This window comes from Mumia spirodelae (genome assembly GCF_050632745.1).
Lineage (GTDB): Bacteria > Actinomycetota > Actinomycetes > Propionibacteriales > Nocardioidaceae > Mumia.
The window spans coordinates 1,067,920-1,086,186 of sequence record NZ_JBODSD010000001.1 but is presented as its reverse complement, the minus strand read 5'-3'; the positions used below and the strand labels follow the sequence as shown (position 1 = coordinate 1,086,186).

The window sequence follows — 18,267 nt, the reverse complement described above, 5'->3', positions numbered from 1 at the left end:
TGCCTCAAGCGCCCTTCGCGGCCGGCTCCGTCAGCGCGCGGTAGCGCTCGAGGTAGAGCGGCCAGCCGGTGTCGGCGTCGAGCGTCGTGAAGGCTTCCCAACCGTCGCCATGGCGGTCGAGGTGCCGGTGCTGCAGGACGACCTTCGTGCGTTCGGGCGCCTCGGCGACGAACTGCACCTCGACCTCGCTCGTACGGCGCGGGTCCGGCTCGACCTCCCACCGCGGGCTGATGTCCCAGCTGAACACGAGACGGCGAGGCGGCTCGTACGCGAGGATCCGGGCCCAGGTGCAGACGCTGCCGTCGGTGCCGATGTCGTGGATGGTGCCGCCGACGCGGGGCTCGAGGACCGTCCGCTCGATCGGCACCGCGAGCAAGTTGTGGTCCCGCGGCTTGATGTCGTCGAAGTGCTCGGTGAACACGCGGAAGGCGTGCTCGATCGGGACGTCGACGATGATGGCGACGTCCAGGCTCGTACGGTCATGAGGTGCGGTGCTCATCTGCGGATCCTCCGTCCGGTGCCGAGTCGGCCGGCTGATAGGTCTGCTCGGCGAGGTTCTTGAAGGCGGTCATGGTCTGGTTCCAGTAGGTCTCCAGCTCTTGCCGCAGCTGGTCCAGACCCTCGGGTCGCGGCCGGTAGAGGTGCTCACGACCCTGACGGTGGACGTCGACCAGCCGCGCCTCCAGCAGCACGCGGAGGTGCTGCGACACGGCGGGACGACTGACGGGCAGGCCGCGCGCGATCTCGGTCACCGAGCAGGGTCCTCGCGCGACACGGGCGAAGACCCTGCGTCGCGTCGGATCGGCCAGGGCGTGCCAGGCATCCACGGCGGTCGTCGACATGATGCGTAAGTTACCACTTACACGTCATGTCCGTCCAGGCACACCGCGACCGGGGAACGTGGTACGACAGGGGTCGATGACGACACCAACGGATCCGCCGGCCACCGCGACGACCGCGCAGGCACCTGTGCGCCGGTCGCCCTGGCTGCCGCTGATCATCGTCGTCATGGCCCAGCTCCAGATGGGCATCAACATCAGCGTCCTGCCCGTCTCGCTCGGGCCGATCGCCGAGGACCTGGACGCGCCGGCGACGGCCACGGCCACGGCGCTCCTGCTCTACTCGCTGTTCGTCGCGGCGTTCGTCATGCTGGGCGCGAAGATCGGCAAGATCTTCGGAGAGCGCCTGGTGCTCCAGGTGAGCGTCGTCGTGCACGGCGCCGCGATGGTGCTGATGGCGACCAGCACCGACGCGAGCACCATGAACACCGCTCAGGCGATCGCCGGCGTCGCGGCCGCCGCGGCGGTTCCGACGTTCGTGGTCCTGATCGCCGCGAACTACGGCGGCCGGCAGCAGGAGACGTCGCTCGGGGTGCTCGCGGGCATCCCTGCCGTGTCGAGCGCGGTCACCTTCGTCGTCGCCGGCTTCCTCGCCACGGCGCTGAGCTGGCGCTACTCGTTCGGGTTGATCGTGCTGCTGGCGCTCGCCGTGCTCGTCCTCAGCTTCCGGCTGACGCCGATCCCCCGTCAGCCGCTCATCAGGATCGACGTCATCGGCGTCGTGCTCTCGGCGGCAGCGATCGCGCTCATCCTGCTCGGCTTCAACGGTCTCCAGACCTGGGGCGCGCTGCTGGCGACGGACGCGGCGCCGTTCTCGATCCTGGAGGTGTCCCCGGCGCCGGTGTTCATCGTGCTCGGGATCGTGCTCGGTCAGGCGTTCTTCGCGTGGTCGCACAGGAGGGTTGCCGCCGCGAGGCAGCCGCTGCTCGCGACGGAGGTGCTCGACAGCAAGGAGGAGAGGAATGCTGTCGTCGCCTTCCTCGTCGCGGGCAGCCTGGGGCTGGCGGTGGGCTTCCTCATCCCGCTGTACGTCCAGATCGTGCAGGGTCGTACGCCGTTGTTCTCGGCGGTCGCGATCCTCCCGTACTCCGTCGCGATCGCGGCCGCGGGCGTGATCTCGGTGCGCCTGTACGACCGGTTGCCGCCGCGCGTCCTCGGGACGGTCTCGTTCGGCCTGATCGCGGTCGGCCTCGTCGTGGCCGCGTTCACCGTCGGCAAGGACTGGAGCAACGCCGCGATCGTTCTCGGTCTGCTCCTGGTCGGCATCGGTGAGGGCACGCTGCTCACGCTGCTGTTCAACGTGCTCGTGTCCGCTTCTCCCAAGCGGCTCGCCGGCGACGTGGGTGCGCTGCGCGGTGTCGCGAACAACGTGTCGAACGCGCTGGGTGCGGCGCTCGTCAGCGTCGTGGCGGTCGGCTTCCTCGGCTTCCTCCTCGCGTCCGGCTTCGACCGGTCCGACCTGCCGCCCGAGCTCGAGACGTCGGCGCTCTTCGACGACCTCGACTTCGTGACCGACGCCGAGCTGCGGAGCGCGCTCGAGGCGACCGGCGCAGCGCCCGAGCAGGTCGAGGAGGCGGTCGCGATCAACGAGGACGCGCGCCTCGGCGCGGTACGAGCGTCGTTCCTGATCGTGGCAGGGATCTCGCTGGTCGCGATCTTCCCCGCCTGGAGGCTGCCCAAGTACACGCCCGGCGCGCTGTCGGCCGAGGACATCGTCAACGAGGTGGGACCCGACTGAGCCGACGCCATCCACGCCGTGGGCCCGCAGGAACGCCAAAGGCCCTTCCGGGCTGTCCGGAAGGGCCTTCGGTCCTTGTAGCGGGGGCAGGATTTGAACCTGCGACCTCTGGGTTATGAGCCCAGCGAGCTACCGAGCTGCTCCACCCCGCGTCGGTAGGTACGACACTACCGGACGGCCCCGCGAGACCCAAATCCGGGCCGCGACGATGCCGTGCCAGCGGTCACAGCGGCGTCAGCCCTGTCACCTTCCACGCCCCGTCGACCTTCTCCGCCTGCACCGACAGCTGCGCGGCGGACACGCTCGCCTCCTTGTCGGTCGCGCGCTGCGACGACTGGTCGAGGAACACGAGCAGCTCGGCGGAGTCGTCGTCGAGCGTCTTGACTGCAGCCACCTGCACCTGCGCGGTGAGGGTCAGCTGCTGCCCCGGCGCCCGCTCTTCCAGCGCCGCGAACAGCTTGTCGTACTCCTCGCGCGCATCGCCAGCGAGCACCTGGTCGGCAGCCTGCTCCGTCGGGGCCGGGTCGGCGTAGTCGTACGACAGCACGCTCACGAGCGCCTGCGAGACCTCCGACTGCACCTCGGCGGTCGCGTCCTCGTCGACGACAGCGAGGTTCTGCGCGGCGTCGGCGGAGCGGAGGTCGTACGCCATCCACAGCCCGACGACTCCCACGGCCAGCATGAGCGCGGACAGGATCACGACGAGGTGCTGCCGGACCGGGCCGAGTGCTTGCGTCAACCCGCTCACGAGATGTTCACCGCCACCTGCTCGAGGCTCTCCAGGAGCCACTCCCCGTCGACGTTCACGAGGTCGGCCGTGAAGCGGTTGCGCTTGAGCGACGGCTCCTCGTCGGGCTTCGCGTCGTCCTGGACCGTGACCTCGACCGACGCCACGACGGTCGCCTTCTCCTCGTCGACCGCGAACACGGCCGCATCGACGACCTTGCCGGTGGAGATCTTCTTCTGGTCGGCGAGCAGCTGACGCTCGTCGTCCCCGACCTGCGCGAGCTGGTCGTGGAGCGTGCCGGTCGTGACGTCCATCCAGGCGGCGAGCCCGGCGTCGACCTCGCGGTAGTCGAGCGTGTTCATCGTCTCGATGTTCTGCGTCGCCGCGATGAGGACCTCGTCGCGGGTATCGGCGAGCGAGAGCTGGTCGTCGGTGGCCGCACGCCACCAGAGGAAGACACCGACAACGAGCACCAGCGCGGCGACGGCCGGCAGCGCGTACCGCCTCCACCACGGAGTACGGCGTGCGGCGTCGCCCGAGAGCGGCGCCGCCTCCCCCTCAGGCGGCGCCGCGGCCTCGTCCTCGTCCTGCGCCTCGTCGGCGTCCTCGACCTGATCGATCACGGGTTCCCTCCCAACAGGTCCCCGAGCGTGTCGGGGACCGTCACCTTAGCCGCGGCGGGGCTCTTGCCGCCGGACTTCGGCAGAGCGTTCGGGCCGCGAACGTTGGTCCCGGACGACGGGGCTGCCGTGCACTTCGCCTTCGTGTTGAACGGCTTGCCGGTGCTCGCGTCCGTGCCGGGACGCTTCGTCGTCCCGCCGTATCCCGACGTGCAGGGCAGCGGGTCGAAGAATGTCGTGGCGAGGCCGAGGTTCATGCCCTTCGACCCGTTCACCGCCCAGCCGACGCTGATCGCCTCGGGTGCGCGGATGAGCGCGTCCTCGACGCCGTTCGCGTTCGTGCCGAACACCTGCGCGGTCGAGACGAGGTTGCTCATGAGGACGCCGAGCGGCTGCCCGACCTGGGTGATGAGCTGATCGACCTCGCGGGCAGCGGCCGGCGAGTTCGCGATGAGCGTGCGGAGGTCTCCGTCGGCGTCGGCCATGGTGGAGGCGAGGAGGTTGAGGTCCTCGCTGTACGACTTGATGCTGTCGGCCGCCTCCTGCTGGGTCTGCAGCACCCTGCCGGAGTTCTTGATGAGAGCGGCCGAGACGAGGAAGTTCCGGTCGGCGACCTCGTGGAAGTCGAGCGACGTCTCGATGAGGCGCTTGAGCGGGACGCTCGCTCCCTGCGACAGGTCGTAGCTCTCGTCGATCACGGTGGTCAGCGAGTCCGAGGGCACGGACGCGGTGAAGTCGCGCGCCGTGCGCAGGAGGACATCGATGTCCTGCGGGATCGCCGTCTCGCCACCGCTGATCCGGTCGCCGTCGGCGAGGGTGTCGGAGGTGTCGGAGCCGCGCAGGTCGATGTACTGCTCGCCGATCGTCGAGCGGTTCGCGACCTGGACCGTGACGTCGGAGGGGATGTCCGGGGCGTCGGAGTCGATCGTCAGCACGGCGTCGACTCCGCCGCCCTGCACGTTGGTGAGCGACTCGATCCGGCCGACGGGCACACCGCGGTAGGTGACCTCGCCGTTCGTGAAGATGCCGCCGGCCTCGGGCAGCGACACCGTGACGCGGTACTCGGAGCTGAACGGGTCGATGCCGACGTACTTCGCCCCGAGGTAGGTCGTGCCGGTGACGGCGAGCACGACGAAGGCGGCGACCTGGGTCTTCGTACGGCTGGTGAGCATCAGTCGTCACCCTCCTTCGGCGCGGTGGCGTCGCCTGAGGACGGCGACGGGTCGGTGGGTGTCGGGCTCGGGTCCGTCGTCGACGGGCTGGTCGGCGAGTCCATCGGGTCCGTGGGCTGTCGGGTGGACGGCGACGGGTCGGTCGGGACGGGGATCGTCTCCTCGATCGCGCCCGGGGTGGGCGAGCTTGTCGGCGGGAGGAGCGAAGGAGGAGCCTCGGTCGTACGGCCGTCGCCGGCGTCGCCGTCCTCCCCCGCGCCGGTGCCGGGCTGGAGGGCGGACCCCACCGCCCCGCCGCTCACCTGCGGCCACGCACAGCTGGTCGTGCTGCAGCCCGCCGGGAGCGTGCGGAAGTTCGTCGTGACGAACACGTTGAGGTAGTCGCCCTTGATCGCGCTGAGCACCGAGTCGGGGAACGGGTAGGTCAGGAGGATCTCGAGCGAGTTCGGCAGGTCGGACCCGGACTTCGCGAGCTGCGTGAGGATAGGCTCGAGCAGCCTCAGGTCGGCGACGATGTCGTCCTGCGCCTTGTCGAGGGTCTCGACGGTGACGTCGGCGAGCTTGTCGAGCGACTCCAGCATGGAGACGAGCTGCTCGCGCTGCTGGACGATCACCTCCATGCCGGGGCTGAGGTCCTCGAGCGCGGTGGCGATCTTGTCCTTGTCGTCGTTGAGCGTGGCCGAGAGCTGGGCGAGTCCGTCGATCGCGTCGGTGATGGCGCCCTTGCGTTTGTCGAGCGCGGTGACGAACGTCTTCATCTCCGTCAGGAACGCTTTGATCTCCTCGGGCCGGCCGTCGCTGACCTGCTGGAGCTCGCGCGAGATCTCCTGGAACTGGCCGATCCCGCCGCCGTTGAGGACCATCGACAGCGCGCCGAGGACCTGCTCGACCTGCGCGGCCTGGGAGGTGGCGGCGAGCGGGATCTCGTCGCCGTCCGAGACCGGGTCGCCGACGGCCTGCTGCGTCGGGCGGACCAGGGCGACGTACTTCTCACCGAGCAGCGACGTCTGCTGCAGCCGTGCGGTCGTCCCGGCCGGGAGGGCGATCGCGCTGTTGACGACGAGCTCGACCTTGGCGCTCTTGCCGTCGGGGTTGAGCGCGATCTTGGAGACGCGGCCGACGTCGACGTTGTCGACCTTGACGCTGGACTGCGGGACGAGGTCGAGCACGTCCTCGAAGTCGGCGGTGATGGTGATCGGGTCGGACCCGACGTCGGCGCCTCCGGGCAGCGGCGCGTCGTACACTCCGCCGCTGAGCGCCCCGCAGCCCGACAGCGTGAGGACCCCTGCGGCGAGGAGTGCTCCGACGCGCGCCTTCATCGGCCCTCCCCCAGTCCGGGCAGCAGCACTGGCGGCGCGTCGCTGGAGGTCTTGGCGTCGAGCCCGTTGGTGGACCACAGCGACACCTCGTTGAGGTTGCCGCGGCCGTCGACGGTGTTGGTCTGCACGTTGTAGGCCTTGAGGAAGTTCTGCAGGGCGAGCGGGATGGTCCGCACCGCCTCGTCGAGGGACTTGCGCTGGTTCACGAGCACCTGGGTCGGCCCCTTGAGGTTGTCGACGCTGGTCTTGAGGTTGTCGCGGTTGTCCTTGATGAAGTCGTCGAGGATGACCATGGCGTCGCCGAGGTTCTTGACGGCCTCGGCCATCTGCTCGCGGTCCTCCGCGAGGTAGTCGCTGACGGAGGCGAACTGGCGGTTGATGTCGGCCACGCTCTGGTCGTTCTCGACGAGCATGTCGTTGAACGACTTGAGGTTGCCGATCGTCGCGAACAGGTCCTCGTCGCTGTTGGACAGCGTCCCGGTGGCCTTGCCGAACTCGCTGATCATCGTGTTGAGGTCGGCGCCCTGGCCGTCGAGGTTCTTGGCGGCCACCTCGATCAACCGCGACAACGCCCCGTTCTTGTTGGCGCCCTCGGGGCCGAGCTGCTGGCCGACGTCGTTGAGGCTCGCGTACAGGTCGTCGATCTCGACCGGCACCGCCGTCTTCTTGATGACGTCGCCGGACTCGAGCTTGAGCCCGCCGGTGTACGGCTCGGTGAGCTGCACGTACCGGTCGCTGACCAGCGTCGGCGCGACGATCACCGCTGCGGTGTCGACCCCGACCTGCTGGCCGCGGTCGAGCTTCATCGTGACGCGGACCTTCTCGCCCTCGGGCTCGACCGCGGTCACGGTGCCGACGGGGACGCCGAGCACCTGCACGTCCGACCCGGGATAGAGGCCGATCGTCGCCTCGAACAGCGCCGACACCTCCGTCCCGCCGGCGGCGAGCACGCGGTCGCTCGCGAACCCGGACAGCCCGAGCGCCGCGATGATGACGGTGCCGATGACCCACTGCTTGCCGTTGATCCTCACTTGGCACCTCCGGCGTTCGGGTCGCAGTCACGGACGACGTCGTTCTCGAGGACGGGGTGTTGCTGGTCGTCGAAGAGGCCGCACAGATACGAGTCGACCCAGCGCCCGTTGCCCATGGCGGTGGCGATCATCCGGTAGTAGGGGCCGATCTTCTGCAGCGCGGCGGTGAGGTTGTCCTGGTTGCGCTGGAGGATCTCGGTGACCTTGTCGAGCTCGGCCAGCGCGGGGCGCAGCTGCTTCTCGTTGTCGGCGACCAGGCCCTTGAGCTGGGTGCCGAGCGCCGCGGTCCCGTCGAGCATCGCCTTGACCGCCTTGCGCCGGGCGGCGAGCTCGTCGAGCAGTGCGCTGCCGTCGTCGAAGATCTTCTCGAACTCGGCGTTGCGCTGCTCGAGGGTGCCGGTGACGCTCGTCGTCGAGGCGAAGAGCTGGGCGAGCTCCTCGTCGCGGCTGGAGATGGTCCGCGAGAGCGCCGTCAGGCCCTTGACCATCCCCTGCACCGACTCCGGGGTGTCCTCGAAGGCGTCCGCGAGGGTCGTGAAGCTCTCCTCGAGCTTCTCGGTGTCGATCGTGTCGATGGTGTCGGACAGGTCGGAGAATGCGGCGTTGACGTCGTACGGGGTGGTGGTGTTCTCGACCGGGATCGCGCCGTCGAGCGTCTCGCGGCCGGCGGGCGAGAGCGCGAGGTACTTCTGGCCGAGCATGGTCTTGACCTTCACCGCGGCGGTGGTCTCGTTGCCGAGCTCGACGCCCTTGATCCGGAACTTCACGACGACGGTCGCGCCTTCGAGCGAGATGTCGGTGACCTCGCCGACCTTGACGCCGGCGACGCGAACCTCGTTGCCCTCCTTGAGCCCCCCGCCCTCGGCGAAGTGCGCCTCCTCGACGTCGCCGCCGCCGATGACCGGCAGCGCCTGCGCGTTGAAGGTGACGAGGAAGACGAGGGCCGCGGCGAGCATGCCGACGATCGCGATGACGACCTTGTTGCGCTCGGCGAACGACGTGGGATAGCGGCGGACCTTGCGCGACATCAGCGGCACCTCCCCGCGACGGGCTTCACGCCGAGGTCACCCATGTAGCCCTCCGGCAGCGGGATGCGTCCCTCGATCGAGCAGACGTAGAAGTTGAGCCACGACCCGTACGACGCGAGCCGGCCGATCCGGTCGAGCTTGGTGGGGAGCGTCTTGAGGAAGTCGTCGAGCACGGGGCCGTCCTTGGCGAGGTTGTTCGAGAGGACCTGCACGGCGCTGATCGAGTCCTTCAGCGGCTCGCGCGACTCCTCGAGCAGCCCCGAGACCGCCGTGGTCAGGTCCCCGAGCCCGCCGATCGTGTCGCCGATGGTCTTGCGGTCCGCGGCGAGCCCGCTGACGAGCTTCTGCAGGGTGATCAGCGTCGTGTCGAGCTGCGTGGAGCGTTCGTCGACGACGCTGAGCACGTCGTTGAGGTTGGTGATGAGCTGCCCGATCACCTCGTCGCGCTCGGCGAGCGTGGACGCGAGGTCGGCGGTGCTGGAGAGCAGTCCGTCGACGGTGGCGCCCTCGCCCTGGAAGACGGCGACGATCTGCTCGCTGAGCCGGTTGACGTCCTTCGGGTCGAGCATCTTGAACAGCGGCTGGAACCCGTTGAAGAGCATCGTGAGGTCGAGCGCCGGTCGCGTCTCGTCGAGGGTGAACGTGTGCCCGGCGGGGAGCCCGACGGCACCGGCGGTCTCGGACGGCATCAGCGAGATGTAGCGCTGCCCGACGAGGTTGCGGAACCGCAGCTCGGCGCGCGCCCCAGTCGTGAGGCGTACGTCGTCGGTAACGCTGAAGGTCACCTTCGCGACGCTGTCCTCGGTGACGGCGATGGTCTGGACGGTGCCGACCTTCACGCCGGCCATCCGCACGTCGTCGCCCTTGTTGAGGCTGGTCGCGTCGGAGAACAGCGCGGTGAAACGGCGGCCGTCGGCGCCGGTGGTGTTGTTGATCGTGCCCGCGAGGGCGATCGTCGCGAGGACGGTCACCACCGTGAAGACGATGCTCTTGACCAGCGTGGAGGTCATCGGACGACCACCTTCGTGTTGCGCAGGGTCGGGCCGACGAGGAGGCTGCTCCACTCGGGGTAGTCGGACGGGTCCGTCCCGTTCTCGGCGGCGAGGATCTCGGTGATCAGCGTGTTCTCGGCGGGTGAGTTGACCTCGCCCAGCCCGGTCCCGTCCGCCATCTGCTGCGCGAGGCGGCTGGTAGGGGGCGCGGGGATCGTCGCCGGCTCGTCGGCACCCGCGTCGCCACCGGCCACCCGTGCCGGCGTCGACCCGGTCTGCCCGTTCACGTACGGGCAGCGGGGCGTGCCGCTCGTGCGGTACGACACCTTGTCCTTGCCCGCGACGTACTTGCCGCGCGACTCGACGACGTTGAGCACGACGTGCATGCCGGGCTCGTCCGTCCCCTTGCCGAGGATCTTGTCCATCTTCGGGATGAAGGAGCGGACCGCCTTGAAGAGGCACGGGAACTCGGTCGCGTACGGGGCGGTCGCGGCGAGCGCCTTCTTGCTGTCCTCCGACAGCACATAGATCGTGTCCTGGTTGTTCTCGACCCAGCCGGTCGACGAGTCCGCGCCGGCGATCACGTTGGCGTAGACCTCGCCGAGCTCGGTCCGCTGCTCCACGAGGGTGTCGGCCGTCGTGGTCATCGTGTCGAGGGCGTTGAGCAGGTCGGGCACGGCTTCGTCGTACTGGGTGGCGACCGTGCCGAGGGCCTCGAAGTCGTCGGCCATCTTGGGGACCAGCGGGTTCATCTTGGTGAGGTAGTCGGCCCAGCTCGCCATCGACTCGCCGATGTCGCCGCCCTGGCCGCGCAGCATCGTGGACAGCTCGCCGAGCGTCGCCGACAGCTTGTCGGGCTGGATCGACTGGAGCACCGGGAGCAGCTCGTCGAAGACCTGCTCGAGCTCCACCGCCTGCGCGGAGCTGTCCTGGTGGATGGTGTCGCCACCGGACAGGCCGCTCGGCGCCGCGTTGGGCGGGACGACGAGCGAGACGTAGCGCTCGCCGAACAGGGTCTTCGGCAGCAGCCGCGCGGTGGTCGTCGCCGGGAGCCGCTCGGCGGTGTCCGGGTCGAGCGCCAAGGTCAGGGTCGCGCCGCCGTCGGCGGCCTCGATCGTCTTGACCTCGCCGACGGGGACGCCGTCGAGCTTGACGTCGGAGCCGGTCTGCAGGGCGTTGCCGATCGTGCCCGTGGTCAGGGTGACGTCGGTGGTGTCGGCGAACGCCTTGTTGTACATCAGCAGGGCCCCGGCCAGGAACGCGGCGACGACGACGAGGTAGCCGACACCGATCAGGCTGTCGAGGAGTCGGGTGGACCTCATCCGGCGATCCTCACCGTCGTCGTCGTGCCCCACATGGCCATCGAGAGGACGAGGTCGAGGACGGCGACCGTGACGATGCTCGTACGGACGGAGCGTCCGACCGCGGTGCCGACCCCTGCGGGTCCGCCGCTCGCGGTGAAGCCGAGGCGGCAGTGGACCAGGATGATGATCACGGAGAAGATCAGCACCTTCCCGAACGACAGCAGGATGTCGATCGGTGGCAGGAACAGGTTGAAGTAGTGGTCGTACGTGCCTGCCGATTGCCCTCGGAAGAAGACAGTGACGATCCGGGAGCCGGCGTACGAGGTGAGCAGTCCGATCACGTACAGCGGGATGATCGCGATGAACCCGGCGATGACGCGCGTGGTCACCAGGAACGGGACCGCGCCGACACCCATCACCTGGAGCGCGTCGATCTCCTCGCTGATCCGCATGGCGCCGAGCTGCGCGGTGAAGCCGGCGCCGACGGTGGCGGACAACGCGAGGGCGGCGACGAGCGGGGCGATCTCGCGGGTGTTGAAGTAGGCGGAGATGAAGCCGTTGAGCGTGGCGGTGCCGATCTGGTCGAGCGCGGCGTAGCCCTGCATGCCGACGACGGTGCCGACGAACAGGCTCATGCCGACCATCACGCCGACGGTGCCGCCGATGACGGCGAGGGCGCCGGAGCCGAAGCTGACCTCGGAGAGGATCTTGAGGACTTCCTTCGGATAGCGGCGCAGCGCCATCGGGATGGAGAGGAGCACCTGGGCGTAGAAGCGCAGGTCCTGCCCGATCGCCGCCAGCCGGTCGACGAGCTTGGTCGCCCCCACCCTCGCTGGTCGAGTAGCCGCCGACCCCCTCGGTGGTCGAGTAGCCGCCGAGGAACGAGGCGGTGTATCGAGACCATCGAGACCATCTCGACCATCGACACCATCCTCACTCATGCTCACGCCCCCTTCCCCGGGAACAGCTGCAGATACAGCGTGGTGATGACGAAGTTGACGAAGAACAGCAGCAGGAACGTGATGACGACGGACTGGTTCACCGAGTCACCGACGCCCTTCGGCCCGGGGCGGGTGTTGAGCCCTCGGTACGCCGCCACGACGCCGGCGATGAAGCCGAAGATGAGCGCCTTGAGCTCGCCCACCCACAGGTCGGTGATCTGGGCGAGGGCGGTGAAGCTGGCGAGGTACGCACCGGGGGTGCCGCCTTGCACGACGACGTTGAAGAAGTAGCCGCCGAGGACGCCGACGACGGACACGAGCCCGTTGAGCAGGACCGCTGCGGCCATACACGCCAGCACCCGCGGCACGACGAGCCGTTGGATCGGTGAGACGCCGGTGACCTTCATCGCGTCGATCTCGTCGCGGATGGTCCGTGCTCCGAGGTCGGCGCAGATGGCCGCACCTCCGGCTCCCGCGATGACGAGCGTCGTCACGATCGGTGCCGCCTGTTGGACCACCGCGAGGACGCTCGCCGCGCCGGTGAACGACTGCGCGCCGACCTGGACGGTGAGCGTCCCGAGCTGCAGCGCGATGACCGCGCCGAACGGGATCGCGACCAGCATCGCCGGCATCCACGACACGCTCACCACGAACCAGAACTGGTCGAGCAGCTCCCGCGCCGCGAACGGCCGCCGGAACGTCGCGCGGATGGTGTCGAGCCCGAGGGCGAAGAGGCTGCCGACCTGGGTGAGCCCCCGGGTCAGGGCGTTGGGGCGTCGCGGTGGGGCTACTTGGTCATGCTCCTCGTCGTCGGCGACGTACAACGTCGCGTGGCCGGACGCGACGCGCCCGCCGTGGCGGATGGCGCCGGAGCGGGCGGCGCCGTTGGTCGGGACGAGCTGCCGCGGCAGGACCTCGATCGCCCGCGCACCGGCTCGGACCATCGTGGCGGTCGAGCCGTTCGGGTAGCCGTACGTCGGGTCTTCCTCGTACGGGATGTCGGTCGTGCTGTGGTCGACCTCCTCGCTCATGCCGATCGGCCCGTCGGGGTCGCCGCTCATGAACTGGGAGACGACGGGGTGGTCGGTGAGCAGGAACTCCTCGCGCGGGCCGAACATGACGAGCTCGCGGCGGTACAGCATGCCGAGGTTGTCCGGCAGCGTCCGCGCGAGCTCGATGTTGTGGGTGACGACGAGCATCGTGGCGTCGGTCTGGGTGTTGACGTCGAGGAGCAGCTGGGCGAGGTTCGCGGTGCGGACCGGGTCGAGGCCCGAGTCGGGCTCGTCGCACAGGATGATCGACGGGTCGGTGACGAGCGAGCGTGCGAGGCCGGCGCGCTTGCGCATGCCGCCGGACATCTCACCGGGCAGCTTGTGCTCCTGGCCGAGGAGGCCGACCATCTCGAGCTTCTCGAAGACGACCTGCCGGATCTGCTTCTCCGAGAGCTTCGTGTGCGAGCGCAGCGGGAAGGCGACGTTGTCATAGATGTTCATCGAGCCGAACAGCGCGCCGTCCTGGAAGAGGACGCCGAAGTTCTTGCGCAGGTCGAGCCGGTGCGACTCCTTGGCCCGGCACATGTCGACGCCGTCGATGTGGCAGGTGCCCTCCTCGGGCTGGATCAGCCCCATCAGCGATTTGAGGAACACCGACTTGCCGGTGCCCGAAGGGCCGAGCAGCGCCGTGATCTCCCCTGGAGGGAGCGTGAGGGTCACGTCCCGCCAGATGTTCTGGCTGCCGAAGCTCTTCGTGAGGCCGGTGACCTCGACCGTCCCACCCATGGGGAACCCTCCGTCGGTCTCTGTACGCGCCGGGGTGCGCGCCTTGAAGTAGGCGGCACCGGTTCGCCCCCTCAGCCGATCCGGTGCCTGGCGATGAAGGTAGGTGTGGTCCGGGTCACGCGATAGGGGGTCAAGGGGATAACACCGGTTCGTAACCTTTTCGTGACCCGGACTTGTCACGCGGGTGACAAATGAAGCACCGCGGGGAGCAAAGGTCGGACTCTTGAGAGGAGCGCTCGCCTCCCCCATTGTCGGCCGATTTGACCGACATTATTCGAGCCGACTGGATCACTCGACCGGCCGGCAGAGGTCGTTGCTCTTGCGGCAGAGGCATTCGCGCGACGTCGTTACCTAGTCGTTACCTGTTTTTGTCATGCGCATGACAAGAACCGACCTTTTTGGCGACCAATCTGACGGAACCAGTTGCCGATGTGTCACTCGCTATGGCTTGATCGGCTTGTCGCCCCCTACCGACCGATGCACCGTCCCGTGCATCGACTGGTGGAGGGAGTTCGCCATGACACTCGTCGCACCTGAAAACGGCACGAGAACCACGCGGAACTTTGCGCGACGCACCATCCCGCACGACCGCCTCGCGATGCTGTCCCGACAGGTCGTCCGCGCGACGGTCCCCGACCTGGGGCACAACGACGACTTCGGCAAGCTCGTGATGGAGGCAATCGCAGCCTTCGCCCAGTCCGAAGGCTCCTGTTCCGTCGCGTCCGCGGTCGTCGAGCGCCGTGTACACACCCTCGGAGCAACATTCGCCGACAACAAGATCACCCTCGAGCGCATCGGACAGGCTTTCGACTGCATCCATGCCGCGGTGCAGCGGGGCCTGCAGATGACGCTTGGGAACTCGGTGTCGGGGCATGCTGTGCTCCGCCTCCGTCGAAACATCGTGTCCTACGTCCGCCAGCTCCAGGTCGTGCTGACGAGCGGGTGGGAGCAGCGCCAGCGCGAGATTGCGATGTCTCGAGACGACCGGCTCAAAGGTGTCCGGGCACGCGTGTTCCGAGGCAGCTCACGCCTCGACCACCTTTTTGAGCTCTCCGGATTCGACCCCACCGCGGAGTTCATCGCGATCGTCTCCGTCCACTCACTCCTCCCGTCGGGTTTCCTCCACGATCCGGAGGTCATCGCGGGAGACGACGCTCGGGAAGCAGTCATCCCTTTCGCCAGGACTGCAGACCTCGCCAACGAGCTGTCTGAACAGGTGGTCGTCGGTCCGCCGGCTGGCTTGGATCGGATCACCGACTCGATCGACCTGGTACGCCGCGGTGCCGCATTGTTGCGGGCGTCGCAGGCCAGCGACGATCGCATGATCGTGCCCTGCAATGACCTGCTGGGCTTGCTCATCGTCAAAGGCAACCGCGTTCTCGCCGACCTCCTGGTGGCTAAGCATCTCGTTCCCCTGCACGCCCTCAGCCGCGACCGTCGGCTCCAGCTCGGGGAGCTGCTTCTGGACTGGCTCGAGCGAGGCATGCCGCTCAGCCAGCTAGCGAACACCCTCGGCATTCCACCTCAGACCGCACACAGCCGAATGCAGGCCATTCGCAAGCTCTTTGGCGGATCACTCGAGGACCCGACGGCTCGGCTCGAGATCATCCTTGCCCTCCGCACCGCGCTTCCCGAGTGGCAGGCTGAGGTCGCACTCTGACGCCCTCCTACTTCTTGATCTTCACTCTGTAGGTCGCTGACGTGGCTCCGGTGTAGTAGCCGTTGCCGCTGTAGATGACGCGAACTTTGTAGGTCCCCCGCGCGAGCTTCGGGACCTTCACGGCGACCCTGCCGCCACGGACGGTGGCGCGCACCCGCGTGACCCTTCTGCCCTTCGTGAGGGTGATCGTGACCTTGCCCGAGGCCTTGCTCAGCCCCGACGCCGTACCGACCGTGACCGTCGCCTTTCCCTTCCTGGCGCGGGTCGGCTTCTTGGTGACCCTGAGCGTCGGCTTGCTTGTCTTGCCCTTGGCGACGACGTACGTCGTCGCAGCACTCACAGCGGGCCGGTACGCCGCGTTGCCCTGATAGGAGGCGCGCAGTGTCCAGCGCCCGGGCAACGTGGTCCGCGCGATGTCGAAGGTGGCTCGTCCCCGGATCAGGTTTTTCGCGCCGAGCGAGCGACCACCGAGGGAGAGCGAGACCAGGCCGGTCGCATCGACAGGGAGGTCCACCACCGCTGTGCCGCCACGTCCGTACTCGCCACGTGACACCGTCATCCGCATGGGAGGCGTGGTCTTCGGGGGGCCGGGGACCTGCACCGCAGCGGATTCGGCGGTCCCGGACCCAAACCCGACACGAGACGCCGTGACCTTCACGGTCACCGAGCTTCCCCGGTCGGCATCGGTCACGACATAGTCCGGCCCGACTGCCGCGCGTTCTGATCCGTCGGGTTCGAGGTTGACGATGGGTTCGCCATCGCGGAACCACAGGTACGAGTAGTCCCAGGAGGTTCGGTTGGTGTACCAGGCGCCCGATGTGGCCTTGAGCGCCGAGCCAGGGCCGATCAGTGTGTCGTCGGCGATGATCTCCGGACGCAGGCGATTGGTGGCGATGCACGGCCGATTCTTGCTGTCGATGCCGGACTCGAAGCCGTTGATGCACTGCCGCGCCGCGGGGATCGTCGGACTCTGGGCGAAGAAGTCCCTCGGCACCAGCTGGAAGCTCTGCCAGTGGACAGGCATGGGTGACTGGTCTTCGTCTCGGTCGATGTGGTGGAACCCGACGTTGACCCAGGCGACCGGATCGTTCAGTGGCGCGTCGTCGCCGGCGACGTAGTCGAGAATTGACTGACCGGGACACCCCGGATTCGAGTTCCGGGCAGCGTACTCCTGGCAGTCCACATCGTTGGTGAAGGACACCTGCGGACTCGTCACGGGCAAGAACGGGTCGGTCGGGTTGTGGTTGACGATCTCGTACGAACGCGGATGCCCATCCTTGTTGAGCGAGTCGGGGTTCACCACCCGCCACCACGACAGGTCGTCGTGGTCGACGTCAGGCACCGACGAGAAGGCCCGGGTTCGTACGGTTGGGGTCCCCTCCACGATGGGCCAGACATGATTGCCGGGGCTCGCATAGTCCCATTGCTCGACGACCTGCCGCTCGCCCCTGTCGATCCCGAAGTCGACACGATAGATCGCGTTGTGGCGGTGGGAGGTGGCGTGGTGCTGGGTTCCGTCGACGGGCGTCCCGAGCGGCCAGCCTAGGCGCGGGTCGGTCGTGTAGTACTCCTCACCCGGCCCGAGGTCGCCCGTGGCACCGAGGCCGATGTCGATCGTGCCGAGATCGTCGAAGGTGACCTTCTGCTGGTACTCGTACCAGGAGACCTTCGACAGCGAGGACACCTCAAGCGCCGTACCCCGGTCCGCGAATCGTGGCCCACCCCCGAGCTGGCTCTCCTGCGAGTGCGCGGACAGTCCGGTGTCGACCTCGTCGACGCAGATGCCCGGCATCGTGCGCTCGACGAGCTGATCGTCGACGAGGAAGGCCTGGTCTACGTCGAGCGCCTCACCTCGGCACACGTCCGGGATCTGTTCGACGAGGTACCTTCCGCCGAATCCGTAGTCAGGGATGTCATCGTAGGAGACGCTGCCGGTGTCGTACGGGACGTTCAGCTGGGCGAGGTAGACCTGGTCGAGGATCCGCTTGTAGCCGGAGTATTCGCGGTCGCCGCTCGCGGGCTTGAACTCGATCTTCTCCAGCACCAGCCCCTTGATCGAGTGGATGCGGGCGCACATGCGCCAGGCGGCTCCGTTCGCCAAGGTCTTCTCGATCAGACCCTCTTCGCATCCGAGACCGGGGTCCTCCTGCGCCCGCGCGGCCGGAGCCGTCGTGGGCATGCTGGCGACGAGCAGCCCGGCCGTCACCACCAGCGCCAATGCGATGCCGGACCGCCTCCGCTGGTTAAGCAGCCTCCGCTGGTTGAGCCTGTCGAAACCACCCATCAGTGCTCCTCCGTCAGACGCACCACGCTGCGGTGAGACAGGTTGACGACGAAGTCCGTAGTGCCGAGATAACGTCCTGACGGCGTGGCGACGATCAACCGCACACACCGTTGCTGCCCGCACTCCTGCCCGTTGTCTGCGCCTTGATCGTGCCCGTGGTGGTCCGCGCTCTCGTGGGTCCACACTCCTGCGACGGAGGTGATCTGTTCCGGGGAGACCAACGGGACTCCTTCGCTGGCCTCGAAGTCGGCGGTGAAGGCGAGCGGCGGGTCGGCTGCAAGGGCGATCGACACGGCCGCTTGAGTTTCGTTCACCGACGGAGGTCGCTGCAGGCGCGTCGCGGCGTGCGACTTCACGACCCGACCACGTGACAGATCGACGATCTGCACCTGGGTGGAGTCGCCGGCGTAGTCGTAGAGCGTGACGACGGCACGTCGGCCGCCGTCATCCACCTCGTCATCAGGAACGTCGACCGAGAGCACCTCCCACCCCGGCTCCCCACGCACGTCCATCGCGCCGGCGGGAAGGTCGGGATCGCGGGTAGCGACGCTGATCGCGTAGCCGACCTCGTCCGTGGAGAGCGGATCGCGGGCGTCACGGGTGTCTGGCCGCGACGTGGGTAGCTCGCCGTCACCAGCCACGGAGAACTCGGCACGGGATTCCGGTTCGTCCTTCGCGCTTCCCGGGACAGCCCACCAGATCAGCGCTGCGGTGCACACCGCCGCGAGAACTGCCAACGGTGCTTTCGACATCATGCCTCCTGGCGAGGAAAAGGCGTTGGTGGGCCGGCCGCTGTGCGCGGCCGACCCACCCGGGTGAGATGGGGATGTCTCA

General features: G+C 68.2%; 16 protein-coding genes and 1 tRNA gene. 2 read left to right on the top strand and 15 right to left on the bottom strand.

Translation table 11 applies throughout. The annotated features are described in order from the left end of the window. Window positions 1-4 precede the first annotated feature (4 nt). Window positions 5-499 (bottom strand): SRPBCC family protein, encoded by a 495-nt coding sequence (locus ACQSSQ_RS05275; protein ID WP_431325985.1) that lies wholly within the window; start codon window positions 497-499, stop codon window positions 5-7. Further along, the gene (locus ACQSSQ_RS05270) at window positions 480-842 is read right to left on the bottom strand and encodes an ArsR/SmtB family transcription factor (RefSeq protein WP_431325984.1); all 363 of its coding nucleotides are present in this window, start codon (window positions 840-842) and stop codon (window positions 480-482) included. Before ACQSSQ_RS05270 ends, ACQSSQ_RS05275 begins: the two co-directional genes overlap by 20 nt. A gap of 76 nt (window positions 843-918) precedes the next feature. Between ACQSSQ_RS05270 and ACQSSQ_RS05265 the strand changes: the two genes are divergently transcribed. Beyond that, window positions 919-2,577 carry an MFS transporter gene (locus ACQSSQ_RS05265; protein WP_431325983.1) on the top strand — a complete coding sequence of 553 codons (1,659 nt, stop codon included), beginning with the start codon at window positions 919-921 and terminating at the stop codon, window positions 2,575-2,577. Between the two features lie 78 nt (window positions 2,578-2,655). On the opposite strand, the gene ACQSSQ_RS05260 is transcribed toward ACQSSQ_RS05265, so the two are convergent. From ACQSSQ_RS05260 to ACQSSQ_RS05210, 11 genes are all read right to left on the bottom strand, one after another. After that, window positions 2,656-2,729: transfer RNA gene (locus ACQSSQ_RS05260), tRNA-Met, on the bottom strand. Between the two features lie 71 nt (window positions 2,730-2,800). After that, complete coding sequence (locus ACQSSQ_RS05255; protein ID WP_431325982.1) at window positions 2,801-3,316, bottom strand: hypothetical protein; 516 nt, start codon at window positions 3,314-3,316, stop codon at window positions 2,801-2,803. A 5-nt stretch (window positions 3,317-3,321) separates the two neighbouring features. Continuing rightward, on the bottom strand, window positions 3,322-3,927 hold the full coding sequence (locus ACQSSQ_RS05250; protein ID WP_431325981.1) for a hypothetical protein: 606 nt from the start codon (window positions 3,925-3,927) through the stop codon (window positions 3,322-3,324). Next, window positions 3,924-5,096: an MlaD family protein gene (locus tag ACQSSQ_RS05245; protein WP_431325980.1), complete on the bottom strand. Its 1,173-nt coding sequence runs from the start codon at window positions 5,094-5,096 to the stop codon at window positions 3,924-3,926. The genes ACQSSQ_RS05250 and ACQSSQ_RS05245 overlap by 4 nt, the downstream gene beginning before the upstream one ends. Next, the gene (locus ACQSSQ_RS05240) at window positions 5,096-6,415 is read right to left on the bottom strand and encodes an MCE family protein (RefSeq protein ID WP_431325979.1); all 1,320 of its coding nucleotides are present in this window, start codon (window positions 6,413-6,415) and stop codon (window positions 5,096-5,098) included. The genes ACQSSQ_RS05245 and ACQSSQ_RS05240 overlap by 1 nt, the downstream gene beginning before the upstream one ends. Further along, window positions 6,412-7,446, bottom strand: coding sequence for an MCE family protein (locus ACQSSQ_RS05235; protein WP_431325978.1), 1,035 nt, complete (start codon window positions 7,444-7,446; stop codon window positions 6,412-6,414). Before ACQSSQ_RS05235 ends, ACQSSQ_RS05240 begins: the two co-directional genes overlap by 4 nt. Further along, complete coding sequence (locus ACQSSQ_RS05230) at window positions 7,443-8,474, bottom strand: MCE family protein (RefSeq protein ID WP_431325977.1); 1,032 nt, start codon at window positions 8,472-8,474, stop codon at window positions 7,443-7,445. Before ACQSSQ_RS05230 ends, ACQSSQ_RS05235 begins: the two co-directional genes overlap by 4 nt. After that, a complete protein-coding gene (locus ACQSSQ_RS05225) occupies window positions 8,474-9,484 on the bottom strand; it encodes an MCE family protein (protein ID WP_431325976.1) in 1,011 nt (336 codons plus the stop codon). Before ACQSSQ_RS05225 ends, ACQSSQ_RS05230 begins: the two co-directional genes overlap by 1 nt. After that, entirely contained in the window at window positions 9,481-10,788 is a 1,308-nt protein-coding gene (locus ACQSSQ_RS05220) for an MCE family protein (RefSeq protein ID WP_431325975.1), read from the bottom strand. The genes ACQSSQ_RS05225 and ACQSSQ_RS05220 overlap by 4 nt, the downstream gene beginning before the upstream one ends. Next, a complete protein-coding gene (locus tag ACQSSQ_RS05215) occupies window positions 10,785-11,597 on the bottom strand; it encodes an MlaE family ABC transporter permease (RefSeq protein WP_431325974.1) in 813 nt (270 codons plus the stop codon). The genes ACQSSQ_RS05220 and ACQSSQ_RS05215 overlap by 4 nt, the downstream gene beginning before the upstream one ends. Window positions 11,598-11,713: 116 nt before the next feature. Continuing rightward, window positions 11,714-13,489 (bottom strand): ABC transporter permease, encoded by a 1,776-nt coding sequence (locus ACQSSQ_RS05210; RefSeq protein ID WP_431325973.1) that lies wholly within the window; start codon window positions 13,487-13,489, stop codon window positions 11,714-11,716. Window positions 13,490-14,006: 517 nt separating this feature from the next. Here ACQSSQ_RS05210 and ACQSSQ_RS05205 point away from each other — a divergent pair. After that, window positions 14,007-15,149 carry a helix-turn-helix domain-containing protein gene (locus ACQSSQ_RS05205; RefSeq protein WP_431325972.1) on the top strand — a complete coding sequence of 381 codons (1,143 nt, stop codon included), beginning with the start codon at window positions 14,007-14,009 and terminating at the stop codon, window positions 15,147-15,149. Window positions 15,150-15,156: 7 nt separating this feature from the next. On the opposite strand, the gene ACQSSQ_RS05200 is transcribed toward ACQSSQ_RS05205, so the two are convergent. Then, a complete protein-coding gene (locus tag ACQSSQ_RS05200) occupies window positions 15,157-17,433 on the bottom strand; it encodes a copper amine oxidase (protein WP_431325971.1) in 2,277 nt (758 codons plus the stop codon). Beyond that, window positions 17,433-18,185, bottom strand: coding sequence for a hypothetical protein (locus ACQSSQ_RS05195; RefSeq protein ID WP_431325970.1), 753 nt, complete (start codon window positions 18,183-18,185; stop codon window positions 17,433-17,435). Before ACQSSQ_RS05195 ends, ACQSSQ_RS05200 begins: the two co-directional genes overlap by 1 nt. Window positions 18,186-18,267: the final 82 nt, after the last annotated feature.